Here is a 22622-nt window from a genome sequence, read left to right as displayed (position 1 = left end):
CGGATCATCGTTCGACTTGCATGTGTTAAGCACGCCGCCAGCGTTCGTCCTGAGCCAGGATCAAACTCTCCGTGAATGCTTCAAACCAAGCAATCCACCGAGAACAGATTCTCGCTGAACATACTTCTCAATCAATCAACTGGCATTGACTTTTGGCACGCTGTTGAGTTCTCAAGGAACGGACGCTCCCATGAAGGGCGCCTCCGGCCGCCGACCTCGGCTTCCCGTTGCGGCGGTGTCGTAAACGTACTGGAGCGGAGCGCCTGGATGCAAATCCTGGCGCTCCGCTGCCAGATGGAGCGTGCGAGGGGGTCAGACGTCCATGACCACGGGCATGATCATCGGGCGTCGGCGGTAGGTGTCCGAGACCCACTTGCCGACCGTTCGCCGTACCAGCTGCTGGAGTTGGCGGGGCTCGACCACGCCGTCCTGGGCGGACTTGGCCAGGACCTCGTCGATCTTGGGGATGACATCGGCGAAGTCGGAGTCCTCGATGCCGGAGCCCCGCGAGTGGATGCTCGGGCCGCTCACGATCTTGCCGGTGCTGCTGTCCACCACGATGAAGACGGTGATGAAGCCCTCGTCGCCCAGGATCCGACGGTCCTTCAGGCTTGACTCGGTGATGTCGCCGACCGAAAGGCCGTCCACGTACACGTACCCGGCCTGGACCTTGCCCGCGATCTTCGCCTTGCCGTCGACCAGGTCGACGACGACGCCGTCCTCCGCGATGACGATGCGCTCGGCGGGGACGCCGGTCGCCGCGCCGAGCTCGGCGTTGGCGCGCAGATGGCGCCATTCGCCGTGCACCGGCATGAGGTTCTTCGGCCGGCAGATGTTGTAGAAGTACAACAGCTCGCCCGCGGAGGCGTGTCCTGAGACGTGGACCTTGGCGTTGCCCTTGTGGACGACGTTGGCGCCCCACCGGGTCAGGCCGTTGATCACGCGGTAGACGGCGTTCTCGTTGCCCGGGATCAGGGAGGAGGCGAGGATCACCGTGTCGCCCTCCACGATCCTGATCTGGTGGTCGCGGTTGGCCATGCGCGACAACGCCGCCATCGGCTCACCCTGGGAGCCGGTGCAGACGAGGACGACCTCGCGGTCGGCCAGGTCGTCGAGCGCCTTGACGTCCACGACGAGTCCGGCGGGCACGCGGAGGTAGCCGAGGTCGCGGGCGATGCCCATGTTGCGGACCATCGAGCGGCCGACGAACGCGATGCGGCGGCCGTGTTCGTGGGCCGCGTCGACGATCTGCTGGATGCGGTGCACATGGCTGGCGAAGCTGGCCACGATGATGCGCTTCTCCGCGCGGGCGAAGACCTGGCGCAGCACGCCGGAGATCTCGCGCTCGGGCGGGACGAAGCCGGGGACCTCGGCGTTGGTCGAGTCGGCGAGCAGCAGGTCGATGCCCTCCTCGCCGAGGCGGGCGAACGCGCGCAGGTCGGTGAGGCGGCCGTCGAGCGGCAGCTGGTCCATCTTGAAGTCGCCGGTGTGCACGGCGAGGCCCGCGGGGGTGCGGATGGCGACGGCGAGCGCGTCGGGGATCGAGTGGTTGACCGAGACGAACTCGCAGTCGAACGGCCCGATCCGCTCGCGGTGGCCCTCGCGCACCTCGAGCGTGTAGGGGCGGATGCGGTGCTCCTGGAGCTTGGCCTCGAGAAGGGCGAGGGTGAGCTTGGAGCCGATCAGCGGGATGTCCGGCTTCTCACGGAGCAGAAAGGGAACGCCGCCGATGTGGTCCTCGTGGCCATGGGTGAGGACGATGCCGTCGATGTCGTCGAGGCGTGTCTTGATCGAGCTGAAGTCCGGCAGAATCAGATCGATTCCGGGTTGTTCCTGCTCGGGGAAGAGCACGCCGCAGTCGACGATCAGCAGCCGTCCGCCGTATTCGAAGACGGTCATGTTGCGGCCGATCTCGCCCAGGCCGCCGAGCGGGGTAACGCGTAGGCCACCCTCAGGAAGCCTCGGCGGACGGCCGAGTTCTGGGTGCGGATGACTCAAGAGACTCTCCTGACCACGCGCGCCACCTGCCCCCGTCGTACGGGGGCAGCATGGCGCGCGTGACTGTGTGCACTGGTCGGTATTCAGTTATCACCCGGCGCGGTGGTGCGTGGCGCGCGGGCAACGTTCGTGTGTTCTCAGTTCTGTACCCCGCCGGCGGCGAGATCCCGCTTCAGCTGCTCGGTCTCCTCGGGGCCGAGGCCGACGAGGGGAAGGCGCAGCGGGCCGCCGGGCAGGCCCTGGAAGGCGAGGGCGGCCTTGGAGGTGATGACGCCCTGGGTGCGGAACATGCCGGTGAAGACCGGCAGGAGCTTCTGGTGGATCTCGGTCGCCTTGGCGACGTCGCCGCTGGTGTGGGCGTCCACGAGGGCGCGCAGCTCGGGGGTCACGACGTGGCCGACGACGGAGACGAAGCCCACGGCGCCGACGGACAGCAGCGGGAGGTTGAGCATGTCGTCGCCCGAGTACCAGGCGAGGCCGGTCGTGGCGATGGCCCAGCTGGCGCGGCCGAGGTCGCCCTTGGCGTCCTTGTTGGCGACGATGCGGGGGTGGTCGGCGAGGCGGACCATCGTCTCGGTGTTGATCGGCACTCCGCTGCGCCCCGGGATGTCGTAGAGCATCACCGGCAGCCCTGTGGCGTCCGCGATCGCGGTGAAGTGCTGGTAAAGGCCCTCCTGCGGGGGCTTGTTGTAGTACGGGGTGACGGTGAGGAGCCCATGGGCTCCGGCGCCCTCGGCGGCCTCGGCCAGCTCGATGGAGTGCCGTGTGTCGTTGGTGCCGACCCCCGCGACGACGTGCGCGCGATCGCCGACGGCCTCGACCACGGCGCGTACCAGCCGTGATTTCTCCGCGTCGCTCGTGGTCGGGGACTCGCCGGTGGTGCCGTTGACGATCAGGCCGTCGTTGCCCGCGTCCACGAGGTGGGTGGCGAGCCGCTGGGCGCCGTCCGTGTCGAGGGCGCCGTCCGCCGTGAATGGCGTGACCATGGCGGTCAAGACCCGCCCGAAGGGGGTCTGCGGAGTGGAGGTCGAAGCCATAGGTTCCACGCTACTCGCAGCTCAGCATGCTCGGATCCATCGGGGCGGGCAACCTGTGGATCCCGGCGCTGCCTGCTCGGGGGTTCAGGCAGCGCCGGGTCCGTTCATTCACCCTAAATGAACTTCGCGAAATGTCGCAATATGGACACCTCGGGTGGGCTGGGGCCCACGGCCGCACGGGTTCTAGGGGGCGATACGGCCATTCGCGTTGAACGCGGCGTGTGTGAGAGGCATGAGGCGGGACCACTCCTCCTCCATCCGCTCGCCGACCATCTCGATCTCGCGCTGGGGGAACGTCGGCACCGTGGCGCGCTCGTCGCGGGTGCGCAAGCCGAGGAAGTGCATCAGCGAGCGGGCGTTGCACGTCGCGTACATGGAGGAGAAGAGGCCGACCGGCAGGACCGCCCTGGCGACCTCCCTGGCGACGCCCGCGGCGAGCATCTCCTGGTACGCGGCGTACGCCTGCCGGTAGGACTCCTCCATCACCTTGCCGACGACGACGTGCTGCTCGTCGGTGCCGGGCACGAACTCGTACTTGCCGGGGCGGCCGCGCTGCACCAGCTTGCGGTCGGGGCCCGGGACGTAGAACACCGGCTCCAGCTGGCGGTACCGGCCGCTCTCCTCGTTGTACGACCAGCCGACGCGGTGCCGGTGGAACTCGCGGAAGACGAAGATCGGGGCGGTGATCAGGAAGGTCATCGAGTTGTGCTCGAACGGGCTCCCGTGGCGGTCGCGCATCAGGAAGTTGAGCAGGCCCTTGGACCGCTCGGGGTCCTTGCCGATCTCGTCGAGGGACTGCTCCCCCGCCGTGGAGACCCGGGCGGCCCAGAGGACGTCGGTGTCCGAGGCGCTGTGCTTGACCAGCTCGACGGTGATGTCGCTGCGGAAACTCGGGGTCTCGGTCACCAGGGGGTCCCTTCCACGTAACGGCTGAGCGGCTCAACCCTAGTGAGAGCCCGCCCCAGGCCGGACGCCCGGGTCGGGTAGCGGGGCAAATGGGATGGTGACCGATGTGTCGGATTGTTCAGCTGATACCTTTGTTAGTGGTCTCATCAGGTGAGGAGTGTCCTCATGGCCCAGCACGACGACTTTCGCGGCAATGTGGTCCTGCCGCGCTCCCGCGCCTCCCTCGGCCACCTACTCGGCGGGGTGCTGATCGGGCTTGTCGTGATATCCAGCCTGATAGGCACCCTCCTGCTCGCCCGTCCCGCCCTCGATGTCGAGCAGCCGCCCGTTCCCGAGGCCCCGAACGCAGCCGACGGCAGCACGGCGCGGTAGCCTCACCGTTCACAGCCCCGTCTGTGACACGAACGAGGACCAGCCGTGCCCCTGAACTTTCTCGCGGCCGATCGCGACTCCGCCGGCCCTCTCTCGGAGACGGCCCTGCCCCACGCGGGTCCCGACTCCTGGCGCCGCCCCTACCGCCCAGGCCCCTGGCGCGTCGGCGCCGCCGCGGTGACGCTGCTGATCGCGGCCTATCTGCTCATCTCCGCCCTGATCATCGTGCTGGCGGGATCGCCCACCGGCGCCTTCGCCACCCTGGTGGCCGCCGCGGCCGTGATCGCGTTCGCGCTGCGGCTGCTGCGCATGGGCATCTGGGTCAGCGCGCGGGGGCTGCGCCGCGTGGGCCTGCTGTGGACCCAGACGCTGCGCTGGCGCGACGTCTCCCGGGTGTGCACCGTGCAGCAGCCCGTGAAGTGGCTCGGCCTGCCGCGCAGCGTCCAGGGCCAGGCCGTCCAGGTGGAACGGCGGCGCGGTGAGGCGTTGCGCACCCTGCTGACCGACCACAACGCCGACTTCCTGGCCCGGCCCGAGGCGTTCGACCGGGCGGCCGACGTGCTGGAGGCGTGGGCCGCCGAGCATCGCTAACGCGGCGCCCGCTCCCTTGCGGTCCCGGCGGCGGCGCGCAGGGCGATCGCGTGCTGCATCGCCCTGCGGGCGCGTGGCGTGTCCCGCGCGTCGTGGTAGGCCACCGCGAGACGGAACCAGCAGCGCCAGTCGTCGGGCCGCTCCTCCGTCTCGGCCTTGCGCGCGGCGAACGCCGCGTCGGCCGCCGCCCGGTCCACGCGGCCGCTGGGGGTGCGCGGCAGGTCGTCCACGGGGAGCCCGCCCTCGGCGTCGAGCTCGCGGGCCAGCCGGTTGGCGTCCATCACGAACCGGAGGCTGCGCCACAGGAACCAGCCGCCGAGCAGCGGCAGCACCAGCACGGCGGCGCCCAGGCCGACCGTCACCGGGGTGCCCTCCTGGATGAGCAGCACCCCGCGGTGCCCGGCAAGACCGAGGTAGACCAGCAGGGCGCCGCACAGCAGGGCGTGGACGATCCGGTCGCGCACGACTCAGCCGTCCAGGTCAAGGCCGCGCAGATCCATGAAGTGCTCGAGGCCGAGGGTGAGGCCCGGCGCCCCGCCGATCCGCCGCACGCCGAGGAGCACGCCGGGCATGAACGAGCCCCGGTTCATGGAGTCGTGCCTGAGGGTGAACGTCTCCCCCTCGTCGCCGAACAGCACCTCCTGGTGGGCGACCAGGCCGCGCAGCCTGACCGCGTGCACCGGGACCCCCGCGACGTCGGCGCCGCGGGCGCCGTCGAGCGCGGAGCTCGTGGCGTCGGGCTGGGCGGGCAGCCCGGCGGCCGCGCGGGCCTCGCCGATGAGCTGGGCGGTGCGGACGGCGGTGCCGCTCGGGGCGTCGGCCTTGCCCGGGTGGTGCAGCTCGACGATCTCCACCGACTCGAAGAAGCGCGCCGCCTGCTGGGCGAACCGCATGGTGAGAACGGCGCCGATGCCGAAGTTGGGGGCGATCAGCACCCCGGTGCCCGGGGCGTCGGCGAGCTGGCCACGCAGCGTGGCGAGGCGTTCCTCGCTCCAGCCCGTGGTGCCGACGACGGCGTGGATGCCGTGGCGGACGCAGAACGCGACGTTGGCGGGGGAGGCGTCGGGGTGGGTCAGCTCGACGGCGACCTCGGCGCCCGCCTCGGTCAGCGTCTCGCGCTTGTCGTCGCGGCCCAGCGCGGCGACCAGCTCCAGGTCGTCGGCGGCGTTCACCGCCTTCACCGCCTCGGCGCCCATGCGTCCTCGGGCGCCGATCACGGCCACGCGCAGCTTGCTCATCGCGTTCTCTCTCCAGCTCTGCGGGGTGGGGCGGGCTCAGACGGTCGCGTCGGACAGGCGCGCGGCCTGCCGGTCGTCGAGCGGGCCGATGACGGACAGGGAGGGGCGGCGGCCCAGGATGTCGCGGGCGACCCCGCGGATGTCGTCGGGCGTGACCGCGGCGATGCGGCCGAGCAGGTCGTCGACGGACAGCTGCCTGCCCCAGCACACCTCGCTCTTGCCGAGCCGGTGCATCAGGGACCCGGTGTCCTCGAGGCCCAGGACCGTCGAGCCGGTGAGCTGGCCGATCGCCCGGCGCGTCTCCTCGTCCCCGATGCCGTGCTCGGCGACGTCGGCCAGCTGCTCGCGGCAGATCTTGAGGACATCGGGGAGGCGGTCGGGGCGGCAGCCCGCGTAGACGCCGAAGAGGCCGCAGTCGGCGAAGCCCGAGGTGTGTGTGTAGATGCTGTAGGCGAGCCCGCGCTTCTCCCTGACCTCCTGGAACAGGCGCGAGCTCATGCCGCCGCCCAGCGCCGTGGCCAGCACGCCCAGGGCCCACCGGCGTTCGTCGTGGCGGGAGAGCCCGGGCATGCCGAGCACCATGTGGGCCTGCTCCGTGGGGCGTTCGAGCACCTCGACGCGGCCTGTGGAGCGCAGGGCGCGGTGGCCGGTGCGCGGGGCGACGGGCTCGGCGTCGCCGTGGGAGAGCGCCCCGGCGCGTTCGAACGCGGCGCCCACCGCGTCGACCACGGCGTCGTGCGACACGTTCCCCGCCGCGGTGACGACCAGGCGGGGCGGCTGGTAGTGGCGGCGGTAGAAGCGGGCGACGCGGTCGCGCGTCAGCTCGTTGACCGTCTGGACCGTGCCGAGCACGGGGCGGCCCAGCGGGCTGTCGCCGAGCAGCGTCGTGGCGAACAAATCGTGCACCGTGTCGCTGGGGTCGTCCTCGGTCATCGCGATCTCCTCGAGGATGACCCCGCGCTCGGCCTCCACCTCCTCGGCGGCGATCACCGACGAGGTGAGCATGTCGCACACGATGTCGATGGCGAGCGGCAGGTCCGCGTCGAGGACACGGGCGTAGTAGCAGGTGAACTCCTTGGTGGTGAAGGCGTTCATCTCGCCGCCCACCGCGTCCACCGCTGAGGAGATGTCCAGGGCGGAGCGCCGCTCGGTGCCCTTGAACAGCAGGTGCTCCAGATAGTGGGTGGCGCCGTTGAGGGCGGGGGTCTCGTCGCGGGAGCCGACGCGCGCCCAGATGCCGAAGGTGACGGAGCGGACGCCGGGAACGGCCTCGGTGACGATCCGCAGACCGCCGGGCAGGACCGTCTTGCGCACGGCGCCCCGGCCGCCGTCGGCGCGGCGTTGACCGGGCACGGCCCGCCCCACCGCAGAGGTGGGACGGGCCGTCGTGATACGGGTGGTGCGCCTCACTTCTCGGCAGCGTCCTTCCCCGCCTCGGCCGCGTCGCCTTCGGCCTCGGCCGTGTCCTCATCGAGGACCGGGATCAGGGAGAGCTTGCCGCGCTGGTCGATCTCGGCGATCTCGACCTGCACCTTCTGGCCGACGCCCAGGACGTCGTCGACGTTCTCCACGCGCTTGCCGCCGGCCAGCTTGCGGATCTGCGAGATGTGCAGCAGGCCGTCCTTGCCCGGCAGCAGGGAGACGAACGCCCCGAAGGTCGTCGTCTTCACCACGGTGCCGAGGTACCGCTCGCCGACCTCGGGCATCGTGGGGTTCGCGATGCCGTTGATCGTGGTGCGGGCGGCCTCCGCCGAGGGGCCGTCGGCGGCGCCGATGTAGATGGTGCCGTCGTCCTCGATGGTGATGTCCGCGCCGGTGTCCTCCTGGATCTGGTTGATCATCTTGCCCTTGGGGCCGATGACCTCGCCGATCTTGTCCACCGGGATCTTCACCGTGATGATGCGCGGGGCGTTGGGCGACATCTCGTCCGGGACGTCGATCGCCTCGTTCATCACGTCGAGGATGTGCAGCCGCGCGTCGCGGGCCTGCTTGAGGGCGGCGGCCAGCACGGAGGCGGGGATGCCGTCCAGCTTGGTGTCGAGCTGGAGCGCGGTGACGAACTGACGGGTGCCGGCGACCTTGAAGTCCATGTCGCCGTAGGCGTCCTCGGCGCCGAGGATGTCCGTCAGGGTCACATAGTGCGTCTCGCCCTCGATCTCCTGGGAGATCAGGCCCATCGCGATGCCGGCGACCGGCGCCTTGAGCGGCACGCCGGCGTTCAGCAGGGACATGGTGGAGGCGCAGACGGAGCCCATGGACGTCGAGCCGTTGGAGCCGAGGGCCTCGGACACCTGGCGGATCGCGTAGGGGAACTCCTCGCGGCTGGGCAGCACCGGGATCAGGGCGCGCTCGGCGAGGGCGCCGTGGCCGATCTCGCGGCGCTTGGGGGAGCCGACGCGGCCGGTCTCGCCGGTGGAGTAGGGCGGGAAGTTGTAGTTGTGCATGTAGCGCTTGCGGGTCACCGGCGAGAGGGTGTCGAGCTGCTGCTCCATGCGCAGCATGTTCAGCGTGGTGACGCCCAGGATCTGGGTCTCGCCGCGCTCGAACAGCGCCGAGCCGTGCACCCGCGGGATCGCCTCGACCTCGGCGGCCAGCGTGCGGATGTCGGTGACGCCGCGGCCGTCGATGCGGACCTTGTCGCGGATGACGCGCTCGCGCACCAGCTCCTTGGTCAGCGAGCGGTAGGCGGCGGAGATCTCCTTCTCGCGCCCCTCGAACTGCGGCAGCAGCTTGTCGGCGGCGACCGTCTTGATGCGCTCGAGCTCGCCCTCGCGGTCCTGCTTGCCCGCGATGGTGAGGGCCTGCGCCAGCTCGTCGCGGACGGCCTGGGACAGCGCGTCGAAGACGTCGTCCTGGTAGTCCAGGAAGACCGGGAACTCGCCGGTGGGCTTGGCCGCCTTGGCGGCGAGGTCGGACTGCGCCCGGCACAGCACCTTGATGAACGGCTTCGCGGCCTCGAGCCCCGCGGCCACGACCTCCTCGGTCGGGGCCTGGGCGCCGCCCTTGACCAGCTCGATCGTCTTGTCGGTGGCCTCGGCCTCGACCATCATGATCGCGACGTCGCCGTCCGGCAGCACGCGGCCGGCGACGACCATGTCGAAGACGGCCTCCTCGAGCTCGGTGTGGGTCGGGAACGCCACCCACTGGCCGCGGATGAGCGCGACGCGGGTGCCGCCGATGGGGCCTGAGAACGGCAGGCCCGCGAGCTGCGTGGAGCAGGAGGCGGCGTTGATGGCGACCACGTCGTAGAGGTGGTCGGGGTTGAGCGCCATGATCGTCTCGACGATCTGGATCTCGTTGCGCAGGCCCTTCTTGAACGACGGCCGCAGCGGGCGGTCGATCAGGCGACAGGTGAGGATGGCGTCCTCGGAGGGGCGGCCCTCGCGGCGGAAGAAGGAGCCGGGGATCTTGCCCGCGGCGTACATGCGCTCTTCCACGTCGACGGTCAGCGGGAAGAAGTCCAGCTGGTCCTTGGGGTTCTTCGATGCGGTGGTGGCCGAAAGGACCATGGTGTCGTCGTCCAGGTAGGCCACCGCGGAACCGGCGGCCTGCCTGGCAAGGCGGCCGGTCTCGAAGCGGATGGTGCGGGTGCCGAAGGCTCCGTTGTCGATGACGGCTTCGGCGTAGTGGGTCTCGTTCTCCACCTTGGTGAATCTCCTCTTCTGCGCCCCGCGCGGTGCGGGGCAGCGGGTGGAGCACCTCCCGACGGGCCGGCCATCGATCGAAGCCTCCGGGAGAGCAGCCCGGGGGCCACTACCGAGGACCGGCGACGGTGAGAAGGCGCTCCGCCTCATGCATGCGTCGTTTTTCGTTGTGTCGTGGGACCAGCCTACAAAGGTGGGCGGTCCCGGGCGCGGTGTCGGTCCGTGGCGGACCGGATACGGCGAAGGGAGCGGCCCCGCGCGGGTGGCCGCTCCCTCTTCGGCGTCTTACCTGGCGCCCGCCGCGCCGCGGCGGATGCCGAGGCGCTCCACCAGGGTGCGGAAGCGCTGGATGTCCTTGCGCGCCAGGTACTGGAGCAGGCGGCGGCGCTGGCCGACCAGGAGCAGCAGGCCCCGGCGGGAGTGGTGGTCGTGCTTGTGGGTCTTGAGGTGCTCGGTGAGGTCCGAGATGCGGCGGGACAGCAGGGCCACCTGGACCTCGGGGGAGCCGGTGTCGCCCTCCTTCGTGGCGAACTCGGCGATGATCTTCTGCTTCGTGGCGGCGTCGAGCGACGACACACGTACTCCTTGGCGGTATCCGATGTAGCCACCGAGTGCCCCTCGGCTGATCCTGGGGGGAGCTTCCTGAACTCGGGAGGCGGGGTCCGCTGAGCGCTTCCTCCAGAAGAATCCGGGGGCGCGTACGCAAACGGCCGCTAAGCAGGTTACCGCAGGATGGCGCGGTGAGCACATCCGGTGGTCATCAGCCGCTGGTCAGCCCTCTGGCCTCGGTGTACACGTCGAGGGCGGCCAGGCAGAGCGGGATGAGCGACAACAGTACGGCGCTCTCGGTGAGGTCGAGCACCCGCCCCCAGAACGGGGTGAGCCCGGCGCGCGGGACGACCAGCGCGACGGCGGTCAGCACGGCGGCTCCCGCGGCGAGGGCGGCGGACAGCCACAGGGTCCGCAGGTCGGGTGAGCCGTCGGCGGCCGAGGTGTCGGCGGCGAAGCCGATGACCAGCAGCGCGAGGGAGCCGAGCCCGGCGATCAGCAGGACCGTCACCTGCACGGCGTACCGGAAGAGGCGGGCGCGGGTGAGCAGCGCGACGCCGGTGGCCAGGGCGAGGAGGCGGCCCCACCCGTTGTCCGAGAAGCCGAGCACGGCGGCGGCCGCGGTGGCCAGGGCCGCGCAGCCGCCGGTGAGGCCGAGCAGGAGCTGGTGGCCGCGGCGGGCCTGGGCGGCGACGCGCTCGGTGTCGACCGGCGGCGTCGCCTGCTGGTCGGGGGCGTCGTCGTAGCCGGTGGGCGGCGCGGTGTACCCGATGGGCAGGCGGACCAGGGCGGCGGAGAGGGCGGGCAGGAAGGCGAGCGCGCCCAGCGCCACGGGGGCGCAGACGGCCGCGGCCGAGACGGGCGAGGCGTCGGCGAGGACGGCGCCGAACGTGGCGAGCGCGCCGAGGGCGGCGGCGCTCGCGCTCGCGGCGAACCAGCTCGCGGCGCCGGGGCCCGCGGCGAGCAGCGCGACCGAGGCGAGCAGGACGGCGGAGCAGCCGAGCAGCAGCTCGAGGCGGCCGACGCCGTGGCCCGCGTCGAGCGGCAGGACGCCGGTGCCGCCGACGAACGCGTGGGGCAGGGCGGCGAGCCCGAACGCCACGGCGGCGGCGTGGTCGCCGTACACCCGGGCGCGGACGCCGGCGAAGGCGATGAGGAGCAGGGCGAGCAGGCCCGCGACGACGCCGGGGAGGCCGTGCGTCTCGTGGCGTTCGGGCTCGCCGTACCACAGGACGACGGCGGTCAACGCGGCCAGCACGCCCGCCGCCGAGAGCCCGGCGAGGCGCAGCATGCGGTCCTGCCACAGGCGCCGGTCGTGGGCGACGGCGTCGGCCACCGCGTCGGTGACGTCGTCGTGGACGGGCGGGGGCAGGGAGTCGGCGAACGGGCGCAGCGCCAGCACGTCGCCGTCGAGGATCCGCTGGCCGCCCAGGGTGCGCGCGCCGTCGAGGACGGTGCCGTCGCGGCGCACCAGGTGGTAGCCGACGGGGGCGCCCTGTTCGGGCGTCAGGCCGGTGAGGCGGAGGATCTCCGGATAGAGCTCGGCCAGCGGGAAGTCCGAGGGCAGCGCCATGTCGATGCGGCTGGTCGGCGCGGCGATCGTGACCCGGCAGAAGCCGGTGGCCCCGGTGGACGCGGTCGTGCTCACGGTCATGCTCCCCTCCCCTTGGGCACGGACTGCGCCCGCCACCCTACCCGGCGTGGTGTCAGTGGCGGCCACTAGGATCGACGCCGCGTCACACACCGTTGCTCCGGGGGGATTTCGGGATGAGCCAGATCGTCGTCAAGCGTCCGCCGAGGGCGCTTCCCGAGCAGATGCCCGACGAGGCGGTGCGGCTGCTGCCGCCGCCCGAGCTGCCGAAGGGGCAGCAGGAGGGCGTGCTGATGCAGGTCGTGCCGATGCTCGGCATGGGCTCGTCGGTGGTGTTCTTCTTCATGCCGGGCGCGCACCCGTTCATGCGCATCATGGGCATGCTGATGATGGTCTCCACGGTGGGCATGGTGGTGGCCATGATCGTGCGGTTCCGGCGGGGCACGCAGGGGCAGATGGCGCAGCTGCGGCGGGACTACCTGAAGTATCTGGCGCGGACGCGGGCCGCCGTGCGGGAGACCGCGGCGCGGCAGCGGGACGCCCAGCTGTATCTGCATCCGCGGCCCGAGCAGCTGTGGGCGCTGGTCGCCGAGGGCAGCAGGGTGTGGGAGCGGCGGGCCGGGGAGGCGGACTTCGGGCAGGTGCGGATCGGGGTGGGCGAGCACCGTCTTGTGACGCCGCTCGTGGAGCCGCAGACGGCGCCGGTGGACGAGCTCGAGCCGCTGACGGCGGGCGCCATGCGGCGTTTCCTCGACACGCACAGCACGGTGGACGGGCTGCCGATGGCCGTGTCGCTGCGCGGCTTCTACCGGCTCGCGCTGTCGGGGGACGCGGAGACGGCCCAGGGGGTGGCGCGTTCGCTGGTGTGCGCGCTGGCGGCGCTGCACTCCCCCGAGGACGTGGTCCTCGCGGTGGCGGCCCCTGGCGAGGCGGCGGAGCGCTGGGAGTGGGCGAAGTGGCTGCCGCACGCGCAGCTCCCCTCGCAGGACGGGGCGGGCTCGCGGCGGCTGATCCATGGCTCGGTGGCCGAGGTGGAGCAGGAGCTGGCGGGGCGTCTCGAGGGGCGGGGGCGGTTCTCGCCCGGCGGCAAGCCGGTGCTCGACCAGCCGCATGTGGTGCTGGTGCTCGACGGGGCGCGGATTCCGCCGATGTCGGCGTTCGCCTCGGCGGAGGGGCTCCAGGGCGTCACCGTCGTGGAGTTGGCGCGGGGCGAGGCCGACCCGGGGCGGGGCGGCCTCGCGGTGAGCTGCCGTCCGGGGGCGCTGCGCCTCGAGGCGCAGGACGGCATGGTGTTCGAGGGGGAGCCCGACGTGCTGCCGGTCGCGGTGGCGGAGGCGCTGGCGCGGCAGTTGGCGCCGCTGCGGCTGAGCGCGGCGGCGGACGAGGACGAGCCGCTGCTGGCGAACCTCGACTTCGCCGAGCTGCTCGGCCTCGGCGACCCGGCGTCGGTGGATGTGGCGCGGACATGGCGGCCGCGGTCGGCGGGCGAGCAGCTGCGGGTGCCGATCGGGGTGGACGAGGAGGGCCAGCCGGTGATGCTGGACCTCAAGGAGGCGGCGCGGGAGGGCATGGGCCCGCACGGCCTGTGCGTCGGGGCGACCGGCTCGGGCAAGTCGGAGCTGCTGCGCACGCTGGTGCTTGGCCTCGCGGTGACGCACACCTCGGAGACGCTCAACTTCGTGCTGGCCGACTTCAAGGGCGGCGCGACGTTCACGGGCATGGCGGGGCTGCCGCACGTGTCGGCGGTCATCACGAACCTGGCGGACGACCTGACGCTGGTGGACCGCATGGGCGACTCCATCAGGGGCGAGTTGCAGCGGCGCCAGGAGCTGCTGCGCGCGGCGGGGAACTACGCGAATCTCCACGACTACGAGCGGGCGCGGGCGGCGGGGGCCAGGCTGGAGCCGCTGGCCTCGCTCGTGCTGGTGATCGACGAGTTCAGCGAGCTGCTGTCGGCCAAGCCCGACTTTATCGACATGTTCATCCAGATCGGCCGCATCGGCAGGTCGCTCGGGGTCCATCTGCTGCTGGCCTCGCAGCGGTTGGAGGAGGGGCGCCTGCGGGGGCTCGACACCTATCTGTCGTACCGGATCGGGCTGCGGACGTTCTCGGCCGCCGAGTCGCGGACGGCGATCGGCGTGCCGGACGCGTACCACCTGCCGCAGGTGCCCGGCTCGGGGCTGCTGAAGGCGGGCACGGAGCAGATGACGCGCTTCAAGGCGGCGTATGTCTCGGGCCCCTACCGCAAGCCGTCGGAGCGGGCGGAGGTGGGGGCGGCACGGCCGGTCAGCAGGCGGCCCGTGGTGTTCACGGCGGCGCCGGTGCCGGTGCGGTACGCGGAGCCCGAGCCCGAGCCGACCGTGGTGGCGGCCGCGGCCGCAGCGGCGGGCGGCGCCGACGACGCGCTGGCCGAGACGGTCCTCGACGTGATCGTCCGCAGGGTCGAGGGCCAGGGCCCCGCGGCCCACCAGGTGTGGCTGCCGCCGCTCGACGCGGCCGTGACGATGGATGAGCTGCTTCCGGAGCTGCATGTGGTGGAGGGGCGCGGCCTCCAGGCGTCGGGGCAGGCGTTGACGGTGCCGCTCGGCGTGGTGGACAAGCCGTTCGAGCAGCGCAGGGAGGTGCTGTTCCGCGACTTCTCCGGCGCGGGCGGGCACATGCTGGTCGTCGGCGGGCCCAGGTCGGGGAAGTCCACGCTGCTGCGGACGTTGATCGCCTCGTTCGCGCTGACGCACACGCCCGCGGAGGCGCAGTTCTACGGGCTCGACTTCGGCGGGGGCGGTCTTGCCGCGATGGGGGACCTGCCGCATGTGGGCGGGGTGGCCTCGCGCCTCGACCCCGACCGGGTGCGGCGGACGGTGTCGGAGGTCGCGGGGGTGCTGGCGGCGCGCGAGGACCTGTTCCGCGGGCAGGGCATCGACTCGATGGACACCTACCGGCGGATGCGCGGCGCGGGTCAGCTGGCCGACCAGCGGTGGGGCGACGTCTTCCTGCTGATCGACGGGTGGGCGGCGTTCAAGCAGGACTACGACATGACGCTGGAGCCGGTGATCAACGACATCGCGGCGCGCGGCCTGGGATATGGCATCCATTTGGTGGTCACGGCGTCCCGGTACATGGAGATGCGCCCGGCGCTCAAGGATCAGCTGACCAACCGCCTGGAGCTGCGGCTCGGCGACACGCTGGACTCGGAGTTCGACCGGAAGGTGGCCGCGGCGATCCCCGCCGACGTGCCGGGGCGCGGGCAGACGCCGGACCGGCTGCACTGGATGGTGGCCCTGCCGCGCCTCGACGGCGTGGGCCGCACGGCCGATCTGGCGGCGGGGACGGCGTCGTTGATCGAGGCGGTGCGCGCGGGGTGGCAGGGTCCCGAGGCGCCCGTGGTGCGGATGCTGCCGCGGCGGCTGGCGGCGGAGGATCTGCCGAAGGGCTTCGAGCGGCCCGAGGACGGCGTCGCGATCGGGGTGGGCGAGGACGATCTGGAGCCGGTCTTCGTCAACTTCGACCGGGACCCGTTCCTGATGGTCATCGGTGAGAGCGAGTCGGGGAAGTCGTCGGCGCTGCGGCTGGTGATGCGCAAGCTGGTCGAGCGGTACACGCCGGAGGACGTGCGCTTCATCGTCACCGACTACCGCAGGACGCTGATGGCGGCGGTGCCGCAGGAGTACATCGCCAGCTACTCGACGACGGAGACGCGGCTGACGCAGGACGTCGTCTCGCTCAACAAGATCTTCGAGAAGCGGGCGCCCAAGGAGGACATCGGCATCGACGAGCTGAAGGCCCGCTCGTGGTGGTCGGGGCCGCGGCTTTTCGTCGTGGTCGACGACTACGACCTGGTCTCGGCGACCAGCCGCAATCCGCTGGCCCACCTGGTGGAGCACCTGCCGTACGCGAGGGACGTGGGCATCCACTTCATCGTGGCGCGGAGCGCGGCGGGCGTCTCGCGGGCGATGTTCGAGCCGTTCGTGCAGCGGCTGCGGGAGTTGGGGGCACAGGGGCTGGTCCTGTCAGGGGACCCCAAGGAGGGCGAGATCTTCCCCTCGATGCGGGCGCGGCCGCTGCCGCCGGGCCGGGCGCAGTTCGCGTCGCGGCGGCGGGGGCGTCCGCTGGTCCAGCTGGGGTGGCTGCCGGAGCAGTAGCGCGAACGGGGGTGGCACCGGCTCGCGGTGCCACCCCCGTCGGGTGCCTGCGGCGGATCAGCCCATGCGGTTGGCGGAACGGAGGTCCACGGCCCGGTAGTTGATCCCGGCCGTCTCCAGGGCGTTGCCCGTGGAGCCGAGGACGACGCGGAGCTTGTCCAGCTCCTCGGAGAACGCGTTCATGTTGAGCGCGAAGGCACGCTCCGCCTCACCGGTCCAGCCCTCGGCGGCCCACCTGAGGGCGGCCTTGAGGGCCTCGAGGCGGTCGAGCAGCTGGCGCTCCTCGACGGTCAGGCCCTCGGAACCACCGCTGAGCGCGGAGTAGTTGACGCTGGTGAAATCACTCATGTCCCATCCTCTCCTCAGGCGAGGTTCTCGAAGCCCGCGCTCTGGATGTTGGCCAGGCCCGACTGGGCGCGCAGCATGTCGTCGAGCTGCTGCTGCTCCAGGTCGTCGAAGTCGTTCCGGCTCATCTCGACCAGCCCGCGCAGGTTCTCCAGTGACCTGATCAGGCGGTCGAGGTTGAGGTTGGCCTCCTGCTGGCCCGCCCCGAAGCGCGAGCCCGCCTGGCCCTGCCAACCGGCCATGACCTCGGTCGTCGTCGCTTCCAACTTGGTCTTGCTGCCCTGGAGAAGCTCGATCTCCTGGTTGAGCGAATTGATCAGTGCCTGGATGGTTTCATTACTGAACCGAAGATTGTCCGTAGGCATCTGGTCGGACATGCGTACCCTCCCCTTGTGTTGAGTGCTCGTGCGTGAACGGCTAGGCGGTTCTGCGACGGCTCACGATCACCACGGCCGCCACGCCGCCCAGAATGATCACCCCGCCGACGACGCCGATGAGTGCGGGTGTGTTGCTGCTACCGCCGTTGCCCCCGGCCCCACTGGCGGCCGCGTCGCTCCGCTCCTGCTCCCGCTCCTCGGGGACGGCGTCCTCTTCGGCGGGCTCCTCCGGCTCCTCCTCGGGAACCGGCTCGGGTGACACCGGTGGATCCAGGGCCCGTTCGTAGGCGTCGAACATCGGATTGACGTCGGGCTCTCCGGGATCCACCCCCTCCTCGAGAATCACCCGATCGGGCCGGATCATCCCGAACCCGACGTAGTCATCCCTCTGCCCATCCCCCTCGGCGGTCTGCGCCAGTGCGCGGAGGACTTGGTTCTTGGTCCAGTCGGGATGAGCGGACCAGATGAGCGCTGCGGAAGCAGAGGCCAGGGCCGTGGCCGCACTTGTGCCGCCACGCTCAATGAGGCATGCCTCCTCCCACGACCCGTCAGGGCAGTATCCGGGCACGTCGATCCCAGGCCCGGAGAGCGCGACCCGAGAGCCATGGACGGAAAACGCGGCGTGGTCACCGTTCCGGTCGACCGCTCCCACGCCGACGACTCCAGGGAAATCGGCGGATCGGCTGATGATGTTCCGCGACTCGCCGGAATTACCGGTGGCGGCAAAAATCAGCACATCATTGCGTGCCGCTTCCGCAATGGCGGCTTCCAATCCATCAGGAGATCCGCTGACGCCCTCCGCGCCCACAGAGAAGTTGATGACCTTGGCGCCGGATTCGACGGCGTACTCGATGGCCTGGGCCCACCGGTCCTCTTGACCGAAGTCGAACTCAAGACCCTTGTCGACGCGAATAGGAAGAATCTTGGCACCGGGAGCGATCCCTTGAATGCCGCCTCCCTCACCTGTGCCCGCAATGGCCCCCGCCATGATGGTGCCATGGCCTTGGGTGTCGACATGGGCACCATCAGGGTCGATGTTGAGATCGATGCCCTCCAGGACCTGCCCTTCCAGATGCGGCAACGAGGCATCCACGCCGGTGTCGACGACCGCCACAGTGACACCCTCGCCTGTCGCCTGCTCCCACATCTCCTGGACCCGCCATGTATCCATGTACCAAGGATCCTGAGGGCTTTCGGCCGCGGCGTGGGGGGCCAGGACCGCACCGCTGTAGAGCGCCCCCGCCAATAACAGGGAAAGTGTCTTGGCACGTCGGCGAGCTGGAAGCGTGGGGGGAGTCATGGAATCAGCGGTCCTTGTCGTGTCGTTCACGCTCGTCCCGCCGCTTCCTGCCACGGCGGCGGGGCTTCGATGCAAGTGGACGCCCTGTCACCCGGATCGCCTGAGCGGGCGGGGTGGGTGGGCGAGGGCTGGCACTCGCCGCGCCAACAGGCCGCCCGACCAAACCGCCGCCAGGTCCCTGAACCATTCCTGTGGCCGGATCACGGATGGCCGGGACAGCGCCGAACCCAATGGCGTTGCCCGACGGCAGACTTCGGCCGAGTCTTTCCGAGGGACGTGGCACTCCCCCGAAGATCCCGCTCTGGGCGGGCGTTCGGGGAATGAGGGCGCCGTTGCCCGGCATGCCTCCCATCGGCGGGCGCCCCACCAGGGGGGAATGCCCCGCCGGGCCGGGAACGGTCGGGCCGTGCCCCGGGCCGGTGACGGGCGACCGCCCCACCGGAGGCGGCCCGCCAGCCGGTGGTCCAAGCGCACCCGGCGGCCTCGTCACCGGACCCCCGAGGCCGGGCCCCAACCTGGCCGGTGGCCCCCCAGGCGGGATCAGCGGTCCGCCGCCGTGATCCAGCGGCGGAGTCGTGAGCGTGGGCCCACCGGGTGTCGGCGGACCGGTCGGTGGTGCCGGAGGAGGGGCCGTGGTGAGGGAGTCCAACGAAGTACCGATGCGCTCGTCGGCGGGCGGCATCGGTGCGTCGGGGACCACCGGACCAACGGCCGACTCGGACGGACGCGTCGATGCGAAGCCGTTCGGTGAAGTGGGCAACGATTCGCCGCGCCCCGGTGACCCGCCGTATGTGCCACCGCTCTCGGACACGCCCCCCGGTGGAGTGGCCATCACGGCCGGAGAATCCCGCGAGGAACCGGACGGAGACTGGAAAGGACCCGAATCCAGCGGTTTGACGAATTCAGGCTCGATCGCCCTCGACATCGTGTCGGCCGCGACGCGGTAGGAGGATGCCAGGCGGTCCATCACGCCGATGGCCTCTTCACGTTCGACGCCCGCCGTGATCAGGTCCGCCACCGTGCCCGTCTCCACAGGGCCAAGCGGCGCGTCGGGGACCGGGGGCATCGAGGACTTGGCCTGGGCAAGTGCCTCCCCGGCCATCTGCATGGCGTTGCCGGTGACCGACGCGTACTTGCTCAGCATCGCCGACTCGCGCCGGAAGTGATCGCCCCAGGCCCGGATCGTCTCGGCCGCCTCCCCCTCCCACGGCATGGTCGTGATCCGCATCCAGATGAAGTTCCCCACCGTCTCCAGGTAGGGCGCCATCTCGATGAGGATCTCCGCCCGGGAGGTGAGCGCCTCGGGGGCGCCGTTGGCGATCATGGCCGCCAGTGCCTCGTGCGACGCGGACTCGTGCTCACTCATCGCCCCGACCCCCCATCACAGGAGCACATCCCCAGGCCCGCCGGAACCGGAACCCCTGTCCCCGTCGTACAGCGAGTCGAAGTTCGCGCTGATCTGTAGGAACCGCTCGAACTGCTCGTGGTCGGTGGTCACATAGTCGTTCTCCATCGCGGCGGTGGAGATACTCAGCATCTCGATGGCCTCTTGCTGAATGCGCACGAATTCCTCGAGGCGTGCGCGCACCCTTTCGTACTCCGCGAAGATCTCCCCCGCCGCGGGCGATTCACCGAAGTGATGCTCGACGGTGTTCAGGACGCTGACCTGCTCGCCGCTCACGCCCGAGCCGTTCAGCTTGTCCAACAGTAAGCTCAACCAGCTGGAGAACTCACTCAGCTCACCGTCCGCGAGATACAAATCCGGTTGACTCGGCGGCTGGACCGAATCCGTTGTCATCCCACCCTCCCCTCCACCGGTGCCCCCTCAGTCACCGTGGAGATCCCATCTTATGCCGATCACTACGCATTGAGGCAAGGCCGTTACGGTGGCGATGGTCACGGATGATCAGGGCCGTGCCCGCCAGGGCCGCCGTCAGCAGAGTGGCCGTCAGGATGACGAATGTGCCGAGGCGTTCGGCTCGTTCGGCGTGTGTCTCACCCAGGTCGAGGGGCTCGACGTCGGGGGCGGGGGCCGCCGGGGCCGGAGGGTCGGGGACCGGGGTGGGGCCGGGCGGCGCGGTGTCCCGCGTGAGGGCGCGGACCGGGTCGACGACGCCCCAGCCGAGGTCCGCGTCGGGGCCGGGCTGGGCGCGTTCCGCCGTCTGCTTGAGGTGGGTGACGATCTGTTCGGCGGTCCACTCCGGCTGCTCGGCGCGCAACAGGGCCGCGACGCCCGCGACATACGGGGCGGCGAAGCTCGTGCCGCTGTCCACGCACTGGCCGCCGAGGGGCACCGTGGAGACCATGTCGACGCCGGGCGCCGCGATGCCGACGAAGTCGCCGGACTGGGAGAACGGGGCGCGCTCGTTGTTCCGGTCGGACGCGGCGACGGCGAGGACGCCGTCGTAGGCGGCGGGGTAGGTGAGGCGGCGCTCGCCGTCGGCGCCGTCGTTGCCGACCGAGGCGATGACCACGATGTCCGCGTCGAGCGCGGCGTTCACCGCCCTGGCCAGCTCCGAGTCATCGCCGGGGGCGGCGTCGCTGTCCTGGGAGATGTTGATGATGTCGACGCCCGCGCCGACCGCGTGGTCGATCGCATCGGCGAGGGTGGCGACCGAGCCGCTGCCGTCCGCGTCGTTCTGCCGGATCGGGACGATCGTGGCGTCGGGCGCCAGGCCGACGAAGCCCGTGTCGTCGTGCGGGCGGGCGGCGATGATGCCCGCGACCTTGGTGCCGTGGCCCACCGTGTCCGTCGTCTGGTCGCCCTCGGCGTCGGTGAAGTCCGCGCCGCGCGCGGCGTCCACGGCACCGGCGAGCTGCGGGTGGGCGGTGTCGACGCCGGTGTCGATCACGGCGACGCTCACGCCCTCGCCGCGGCTCTCCTGCCAGAGCCGGTCGAGCAGGACGCGTTGCAGCGCCCAGGGGCGTTCCTCGATGTTCTCGGCGGGGAACGCGCAGCGCCCGCCGTCCGCGTGGGCGGCGGGCGGGGCGGACACGGTCCCGAGCGCCGTCAGCAGGAGGGCGGTCAGGGCGGCGCGGGCGCGGAGGCGGCGTGCCATGTCAGGAACCCTGCGGCTGCTGGGCGCTCTCGGTGTCCAGGCTCGGCCCGGTCGGCAGGAACCCCGACCAGTGGGCGGGGACCGGGACGGGGGTGACGTCGCCGTAGCCGAGGCGGATGTGCGCCCGGTCGTCGGGCTCCCCCTCGGTGGCGGTGGCGGTGGTCTGGACGGGGTAGCGCAGGCCGGTGTCGGTCACCAGGAACACCCGGCCCGCCTCGGCCTGTTCGCCCGTGACCTGGCGGTAGAGCAGGCCCGATCCCGGGGTGACATACGCGCTGGCCGACCCGGAGGCGATGGTGGCGGGGTAGTCCTCGCCCGCCCATGTGGTGACCTCGGTGCTGCCGTCGCCGCCGTCCACGCCGTGGAGCACGGAGCAGACGGTGTCCCGGCCCGCGCCGTTGACCTGCTCGGTGACGGGCTCGGGCCAGTCGCGTTCGACGCTCTCGTCCGCTGGGGCGGGGGTGACGTTCTGGGCGCCGAGCGCCAAGGCGTCGCCCTGCTGGCCGAGGATCTCGGTGGCGGGGCTGTTGAGCAGCAGATAGGCGGTGAAGTCGGTGACGGGGACGACCCGTCCCGGCAGGACGACATAGTGCTGAGGGCCCGCGCCCGTGGGGGCGCGCACGACCGTGCCGACGGTGTTCGCGGCCTCGATGAGCCCGGGGACGCCGGCCGGTGCGCCCACGTCGGGCAGCTCGGGGAAGCCGATGGTGTCGCCCTCGGCGAACGTCGCGAGCCACTCTCCGCTCACGGGCTGCGGATCGCCGCGGGTCAGCAGGCGGAGCAGCACGTCGCGGCCCTCGTCGGCGATGGGGTACCTGGTGCCCGCGGGGTCGACGAGGTAGGGCGTTCCGCCGGACTCGACGAAGAGGACGTCGCGCCCCGTGAGGCGTTCGTCGCCCTCGACGCGGCCGGTGTCGTCGGCGGCGAGGACGAACGTCGCCTGCTGGATGTCGCCCTCGCCGCCGCCGGGGCGCTGGCAGACGGCCCAGCGCTTGGCGTCCGCGGCCTCGTCGGTGGCGGGGAGCCGGTCGGGGGCGTAGGGGATGCCGAGGGTGGGGCCGCGGGGGACGGCGCCGCTGTCCAGCTCGGACTCGTCGACGTTGACGATGTCGAACGAGTCGGGGTCGTCGAGGAGGAGGCGGGCGGAGGAGAGGTTGAGCACGGGGTGGAGCTGGGCGCGGCCCTCGGTCTCCAGGACGACGTAGCGGGTGGTGGAGTCGCTGCCGATGATGATGTTGCGTCCCGGCTCGTCCCAGCCATCGGGGACGGAGGGGCGGAACATGCCCCACGCGCCGAAGCCCGCCAGGATCAGCGCGCCGACGACCATGCCGGGCAGCACCGCGCGCAGGGGGCGCGGCGCGCCCTCCTCGGTCACGGTGGGCGCCGGCTGGAGGAACGCGGCGACCGTGCGCCGTTTGGCGAAGGTGTACGCGTTCAGCTCGTCCTTGCGTGACGCCATGGGTGTCCGCCCCTCCC

20 protein-coding genes and 1 rRNA gene are annotated in these 22622 nt (G+C 71.4%); 5 read left to right on the top strand and 16 right to left on the bottom strand.

Translation table 11 applies throughout. The features are described 5' to 3' along the window. From D7318_RS21205 to thyX, 4 genes are all read right to left on the bottom strand, one after another. Positions 1-76, bottom strand: a 16S ribosomal RNA gene (locus D7318_RS21205); the annotation flags it as partial. Positions 77-312: 236 nt separating this feature from the next. Further along, the gene (locus D7318_RS21200) at positions 313-1998 is read right to left on the bottom strand and encodes a ribonuclease J (protein ID WP_120698710.1); all 1686 of its coding nucleotides are present in this window, start codon (positions 1996-1998) and stop codon (positions 313-315) included. A gap of 137 nt (positions 1999-2135) precedes the next feature. Beyond that, a complete protein-coding gene (gene dapA, locus D7318_RS21195) occupies positions 2136-3035 on the bottom strand; it encodes a 4-hydroxy-tetrahydrodipicolinate synthase (protein ID WP_120698709.1) in 900 nt (299 codons plus the stop codon). A gap of 183 nt (positions 3036-3218) precedes the next feature. Then, the gene (gene thyX, locus D7318_RS21190; protein ID WP_120698708.1) at positions 3219-3941 is read right to left on the bottom strand and encodes an FAD-dependent thymidylate synthase; all 723 of its coding nucleotides are present in this window, start codon (positions 3939-3941) and stop codon (positions 3219-3221) included. Positions 3942-4106: 165 nt separating this feature from the next. Here thyX and D7318_RS21185 point away from each other — a divergent pair, with 165 nt between their 5' ends. Then, entirely contained in the window at positions 4107-4313 is a 207-nt protein-coding gene (locus tag D7318_RS21185; protein ID WP_120698707.1) for a hypothetical protein, read from the top strand. Between the two features lie 45 nt (positions 4314-4358). Next, positions 4359-4904: a hypothetical protein gene (locus D7318_RS21180; RefSeq protein WP_120698706.1), complete on the top strand. Its 546-nt coding sequence runs from the start codon at positions 4359-4361 to the stop codon at positions 4902-4904. On the opposite strand, the gene D7318_RS21175 is transcribed toward D7318_RS21180, so the two are convergent. The 6 genes from D7318_RS21175 to eccD form a co-directional block, all read right to left on the bottom strand. Continuing rightward, positions 4901-5368 (bottom strand): hypothetical protein, encoded by a 468-nt coding sequence (locus D7318_RS21175; protein ID WP_120698705.1) that lies wholly within the window; start codon positions 5366-5368, stop codon positions 4901-4903. The two genes, D7318_RS21180 and D7318_RS21175, sit on opposite strands and share 4 nt — an antisense overlap. A gap of 3 nt (positions 5369-5371) precedes the next feature. After that, positions 5372-6142 carry a 4-hydroxy-tetrahydrodipicolinate reductase gene (gene dapB / locus D7318_RS21170; RefSeq protein ID WP_120698704.1) on the bottom strand — a complete coding sequence of 257 codons (771 nt, stop codon included), beginning with the start codon at positions 6140-6142 and terminating at the stop codon, positions 5372-5374. Positions 6143-6178: 36 nt separating this feature from the next. Then, positions 6179-7552 carry a M16 family metallopeptidase gene (locus tag D7318_RS21165; RefSeq protein WP_120698703.1) on the bottom strand — a complete coding sequence of 458 codons (1374 nt, stop codon included), beginning with the start codon at positions 7550-7552 and terminating at the stop codon, positions 6179-6181. Next, positions 7549-9786 carry a polyribonucleotide nucleotidyltransferase gene (locus D7318_RS21160; protein WP_120698702.1) on the bottom strand — a complete coding sequence of 746 codons (2238 nt, stop codon included), beginning with the start codon at positions 9784-9786 and terminating at the stop codon, positions 7549-7551. Before D7318_RS21160 ends, D7318_RS21165 begins: the two co-directional genes overlap by 4 nt. Positions 9787-10071: 285 nt before the next feature. Further along, complete coding sequence (gene rpsO / locus D7318_RS21155; RefSeq protein WP_120698701.1) at positions 10072-10362, bottom strand: 30S ribosomal protein S15; 291 nt, start codon at positions 10360-10362, stop codon at positions 10072-10074. A gap of 184 nt (positions 10363-10546) precedes the next feature. Next, on the bottom strand, positions 10547-11989 hold the full coding sequence (gene eccD / locus D7318_RS21150) for a type VII secretion integral membrane protein EccD (protein WP_120698700.1): 1443 nt from the start codon (positions 11987-11989) through the stop codon (positions 10547-10549). Between the two features lie 113 nt (positions 11990-12102). On the opposite strand from eccD, the gene eccCa reads away from it, so the two are divergent. Continuing rightward, positions 12103-16065, top strand: coding sequence for a type VII secretion protein EccCa (gene eccCa / locus D7318_RS21145; RefSeq protein WP_120698699.1), 3963 nt, complete (start codon positions 12103-12105; stop codon positions 16063-16065). Positions 16066-16122: 57 nt separating this feature from the next. On the opposite strand, the gene D7318_RS21140 is transcribed toward eccCa, so the two are convergent. The 3 genes from D7318_RS21140 to D7318_RS21130 are packed head-to-tail and all read right to left on the bottom strand — an operon-like array spanning position 16123 to position 17934. Further along, positions 16123-16413, bottom strand: coding sequence for a WXG100 family type VII secretion target (locus D7318_RS21140; protein WP_120698698.1), 291 nt, complete (start codon positions 16411-16413; stop codon positions 16123-16125). A gap of 14 nt (positions 16414-16427) precedes the next feature. Then, positions 16428-16787, bottom strand: coding sequence for a WXG100 family type VII secretion target (locus D7318_RS21135; protein WP_120698697.1), 360 nt, complete (start codon positions 16785-16787; stop codon positions 16428-16430). Positions 16788-16827: 40 nt separating this feature from the next. Beyond that, entirely contained in the window at positions 16828-17934 is a 1107-nt protein-coding gene (locus D7318_RS21130; protein WP_268987355.1) for a S8 family serine peptidase, read from the bottom strand. Between the two features lie 788 nt (positions 17935-18722). Between D7318_RS21130 and D7318_RS32445 the strand changes: the two genes are divergently transcribed. Then, entirely contained in the window at positions 18723-19034 is a 312-nt protein-coding gene (locus tag D7318_RS32445; protein ID WP_147437767.1) for a hypothetical protein, read from the top strand. Between the two features lie 27 nt (positions 19035-19061). Beyond that, positions 19062-19253: a hypothetical protein gene (locus D7318_RS21125; RefSeq protein WP_120698695.1), complete on the top strand. Its 192-nt coding sequence runs from the start codon at positions 19062-19064 to the stop codon at positions 19251-19253. Between the two features lie 215 nt (positions 19254-19468). Here the strand turns inward: D7318_RS21125 and D7318_RS21120 are convergent, their stop codons facing one another. Genes D7318_RS21120 through eccB form a run of 3 tightly spaced genes read right to left on the bottom strand, consistent with a single transcriptional unit; the run spans position 19469 to position 22605 of the window. Continuing rightward, positions 19469-19885: a hypothetical protein gene (locus D7318_RS21120; RefSeq protein WP_120698694.1), complete on the bottom strand. Its 417-nt coding sequence runs from the start codon at positions 19883-19885 to the stop codon at positions 19469-19471. Between the two features lie 31 nt (positions 19886-19916). After that, on the bottom strand, positions 19917-21146 hold the full coding sequence (gene mycP, locus D7318_RS21115; protein WP_120698693.1) for a type VII secretion-associated serine protease mycosin: 1230 nt from the start codon (positions 21144-21146) through the stop codon (positions 19917-19919). 1 nt (position 21147) lies between these two features. Continuing rightward, complete coding sequence (eccB, locus tag D7318_RS21110; RefSeq protein WP_120698692.1) at positions 21148-22605, bottom strand: type VII secretion protein EccB; 1458 nt, start codon at positions 22603-22605, stop codon at positions 21148-21150. Positions 22606-22622: the final 17 nt, after the last annotated feature.

The sequence above is a fragment of the Streptomyces radicis genome (assembly GCF_003626575.1).
GTDB lineage: Bacteria > Actinomycetota > Actinomycetes > Streptomycetales > Streptomycetaceae > Streptomyces > Streptomyces radicis.
The sequence above is the reverse complement of the archived record's forward strand: the minus strand, read 5'-3'. Positions and strand labels throughout refer to the sequence as shown.

What these genes read in the sequence shown, in the direction of transcription:
- dapA (WP_120698709.1), bottom strand. Translation starts at nt 3,035, where the DNA reads ATGGCTTCGACCTCCACTCCGCAGACCCCCTTCGGGCGGGTCTTGACC.
- D7318_RS21185 (WP_120698707.1), top strand. Translation starts at nt 4,107, where the DNA reads ATGGCCCAGCACGACGACTTTCGCGGCAATGTGGTCCTGCCGCGCTCC.
- dapB (WP_120698704.1), bottom strand. Translation starts at nt 6,142, where the DNA reads ATGAGCAAGCTGCGCGTGGCCGTGATCGGCGCCCGAGGACGCATGGGC.
- eccD (WP_120698700.1), bottom strand. Translation starts at nt 11,989, where the DNA reads ATGACCGTGAGCACGACCGCGTCCACCGGGGCCACCGGCTTCTGCCGG.
- eccCa (WP_120698699.1), top strand. Translation starts at nt 12,103, where the DNA reads ATGAGCCAGATCGTCGTCAAGCGTCCGCCGAGGGCGCTTCCCGAGCAG.
- D7318_RS21140 (WP_120698698.1), bottom strand. Translation starts at nt 16,413, where the DNA reads ATGAGTGATTTCACCAGCGTCAACTACTCCGCGCTCAGCGGTGGTTCC.
- D7318_RS21135 (WP_120698697.1), bottom strand. Translation starts at nt 16,787, where the DNA reads ATGTCCGACCAGATGCCTACGGACAATCTTCGGTTCAGTAATGAAACC.
- D7318_RS21130 (WP_268987355.1), bottom strand. Translation starts at nt 17,934, where the DNA reads ATGTGGGAGCAGGCGACAGGCGAGGGTGTCACTGTGGCGGTCGTCGAC.
- D7318_RS21125 (WP_120698695.1), top strand. Translation starts at nt 19,062, where the DNA reads ATGGCCTCTTCACGTTCGACGCCCGCCGTGATCAGGTCCGCCACCGTG.
- D7318_RS21120 (WP_120698694.1), bottom strand. Translation starts at nt 19,885, where the DNA reads ATGACAACGGATTCGGTCCAGCCGCCGAGTCAACCGGATTTGTATCTC.
- mycP (WP_120698693.1), bottom strand. Translation starts at nt 21,146, where the DNA reads ATGGCACGCCGCCTCCGCGCCCGCGCCGCCCTGACCGCCCTCCTGCTG.
- eccB (WP_120698692.1), bottom strand. Translation starts at nt 22,605, where the DNA reads ATGGCGTCACGCAAGGACGAGCTGAACGCGTACACCTTCGCCAAACGG.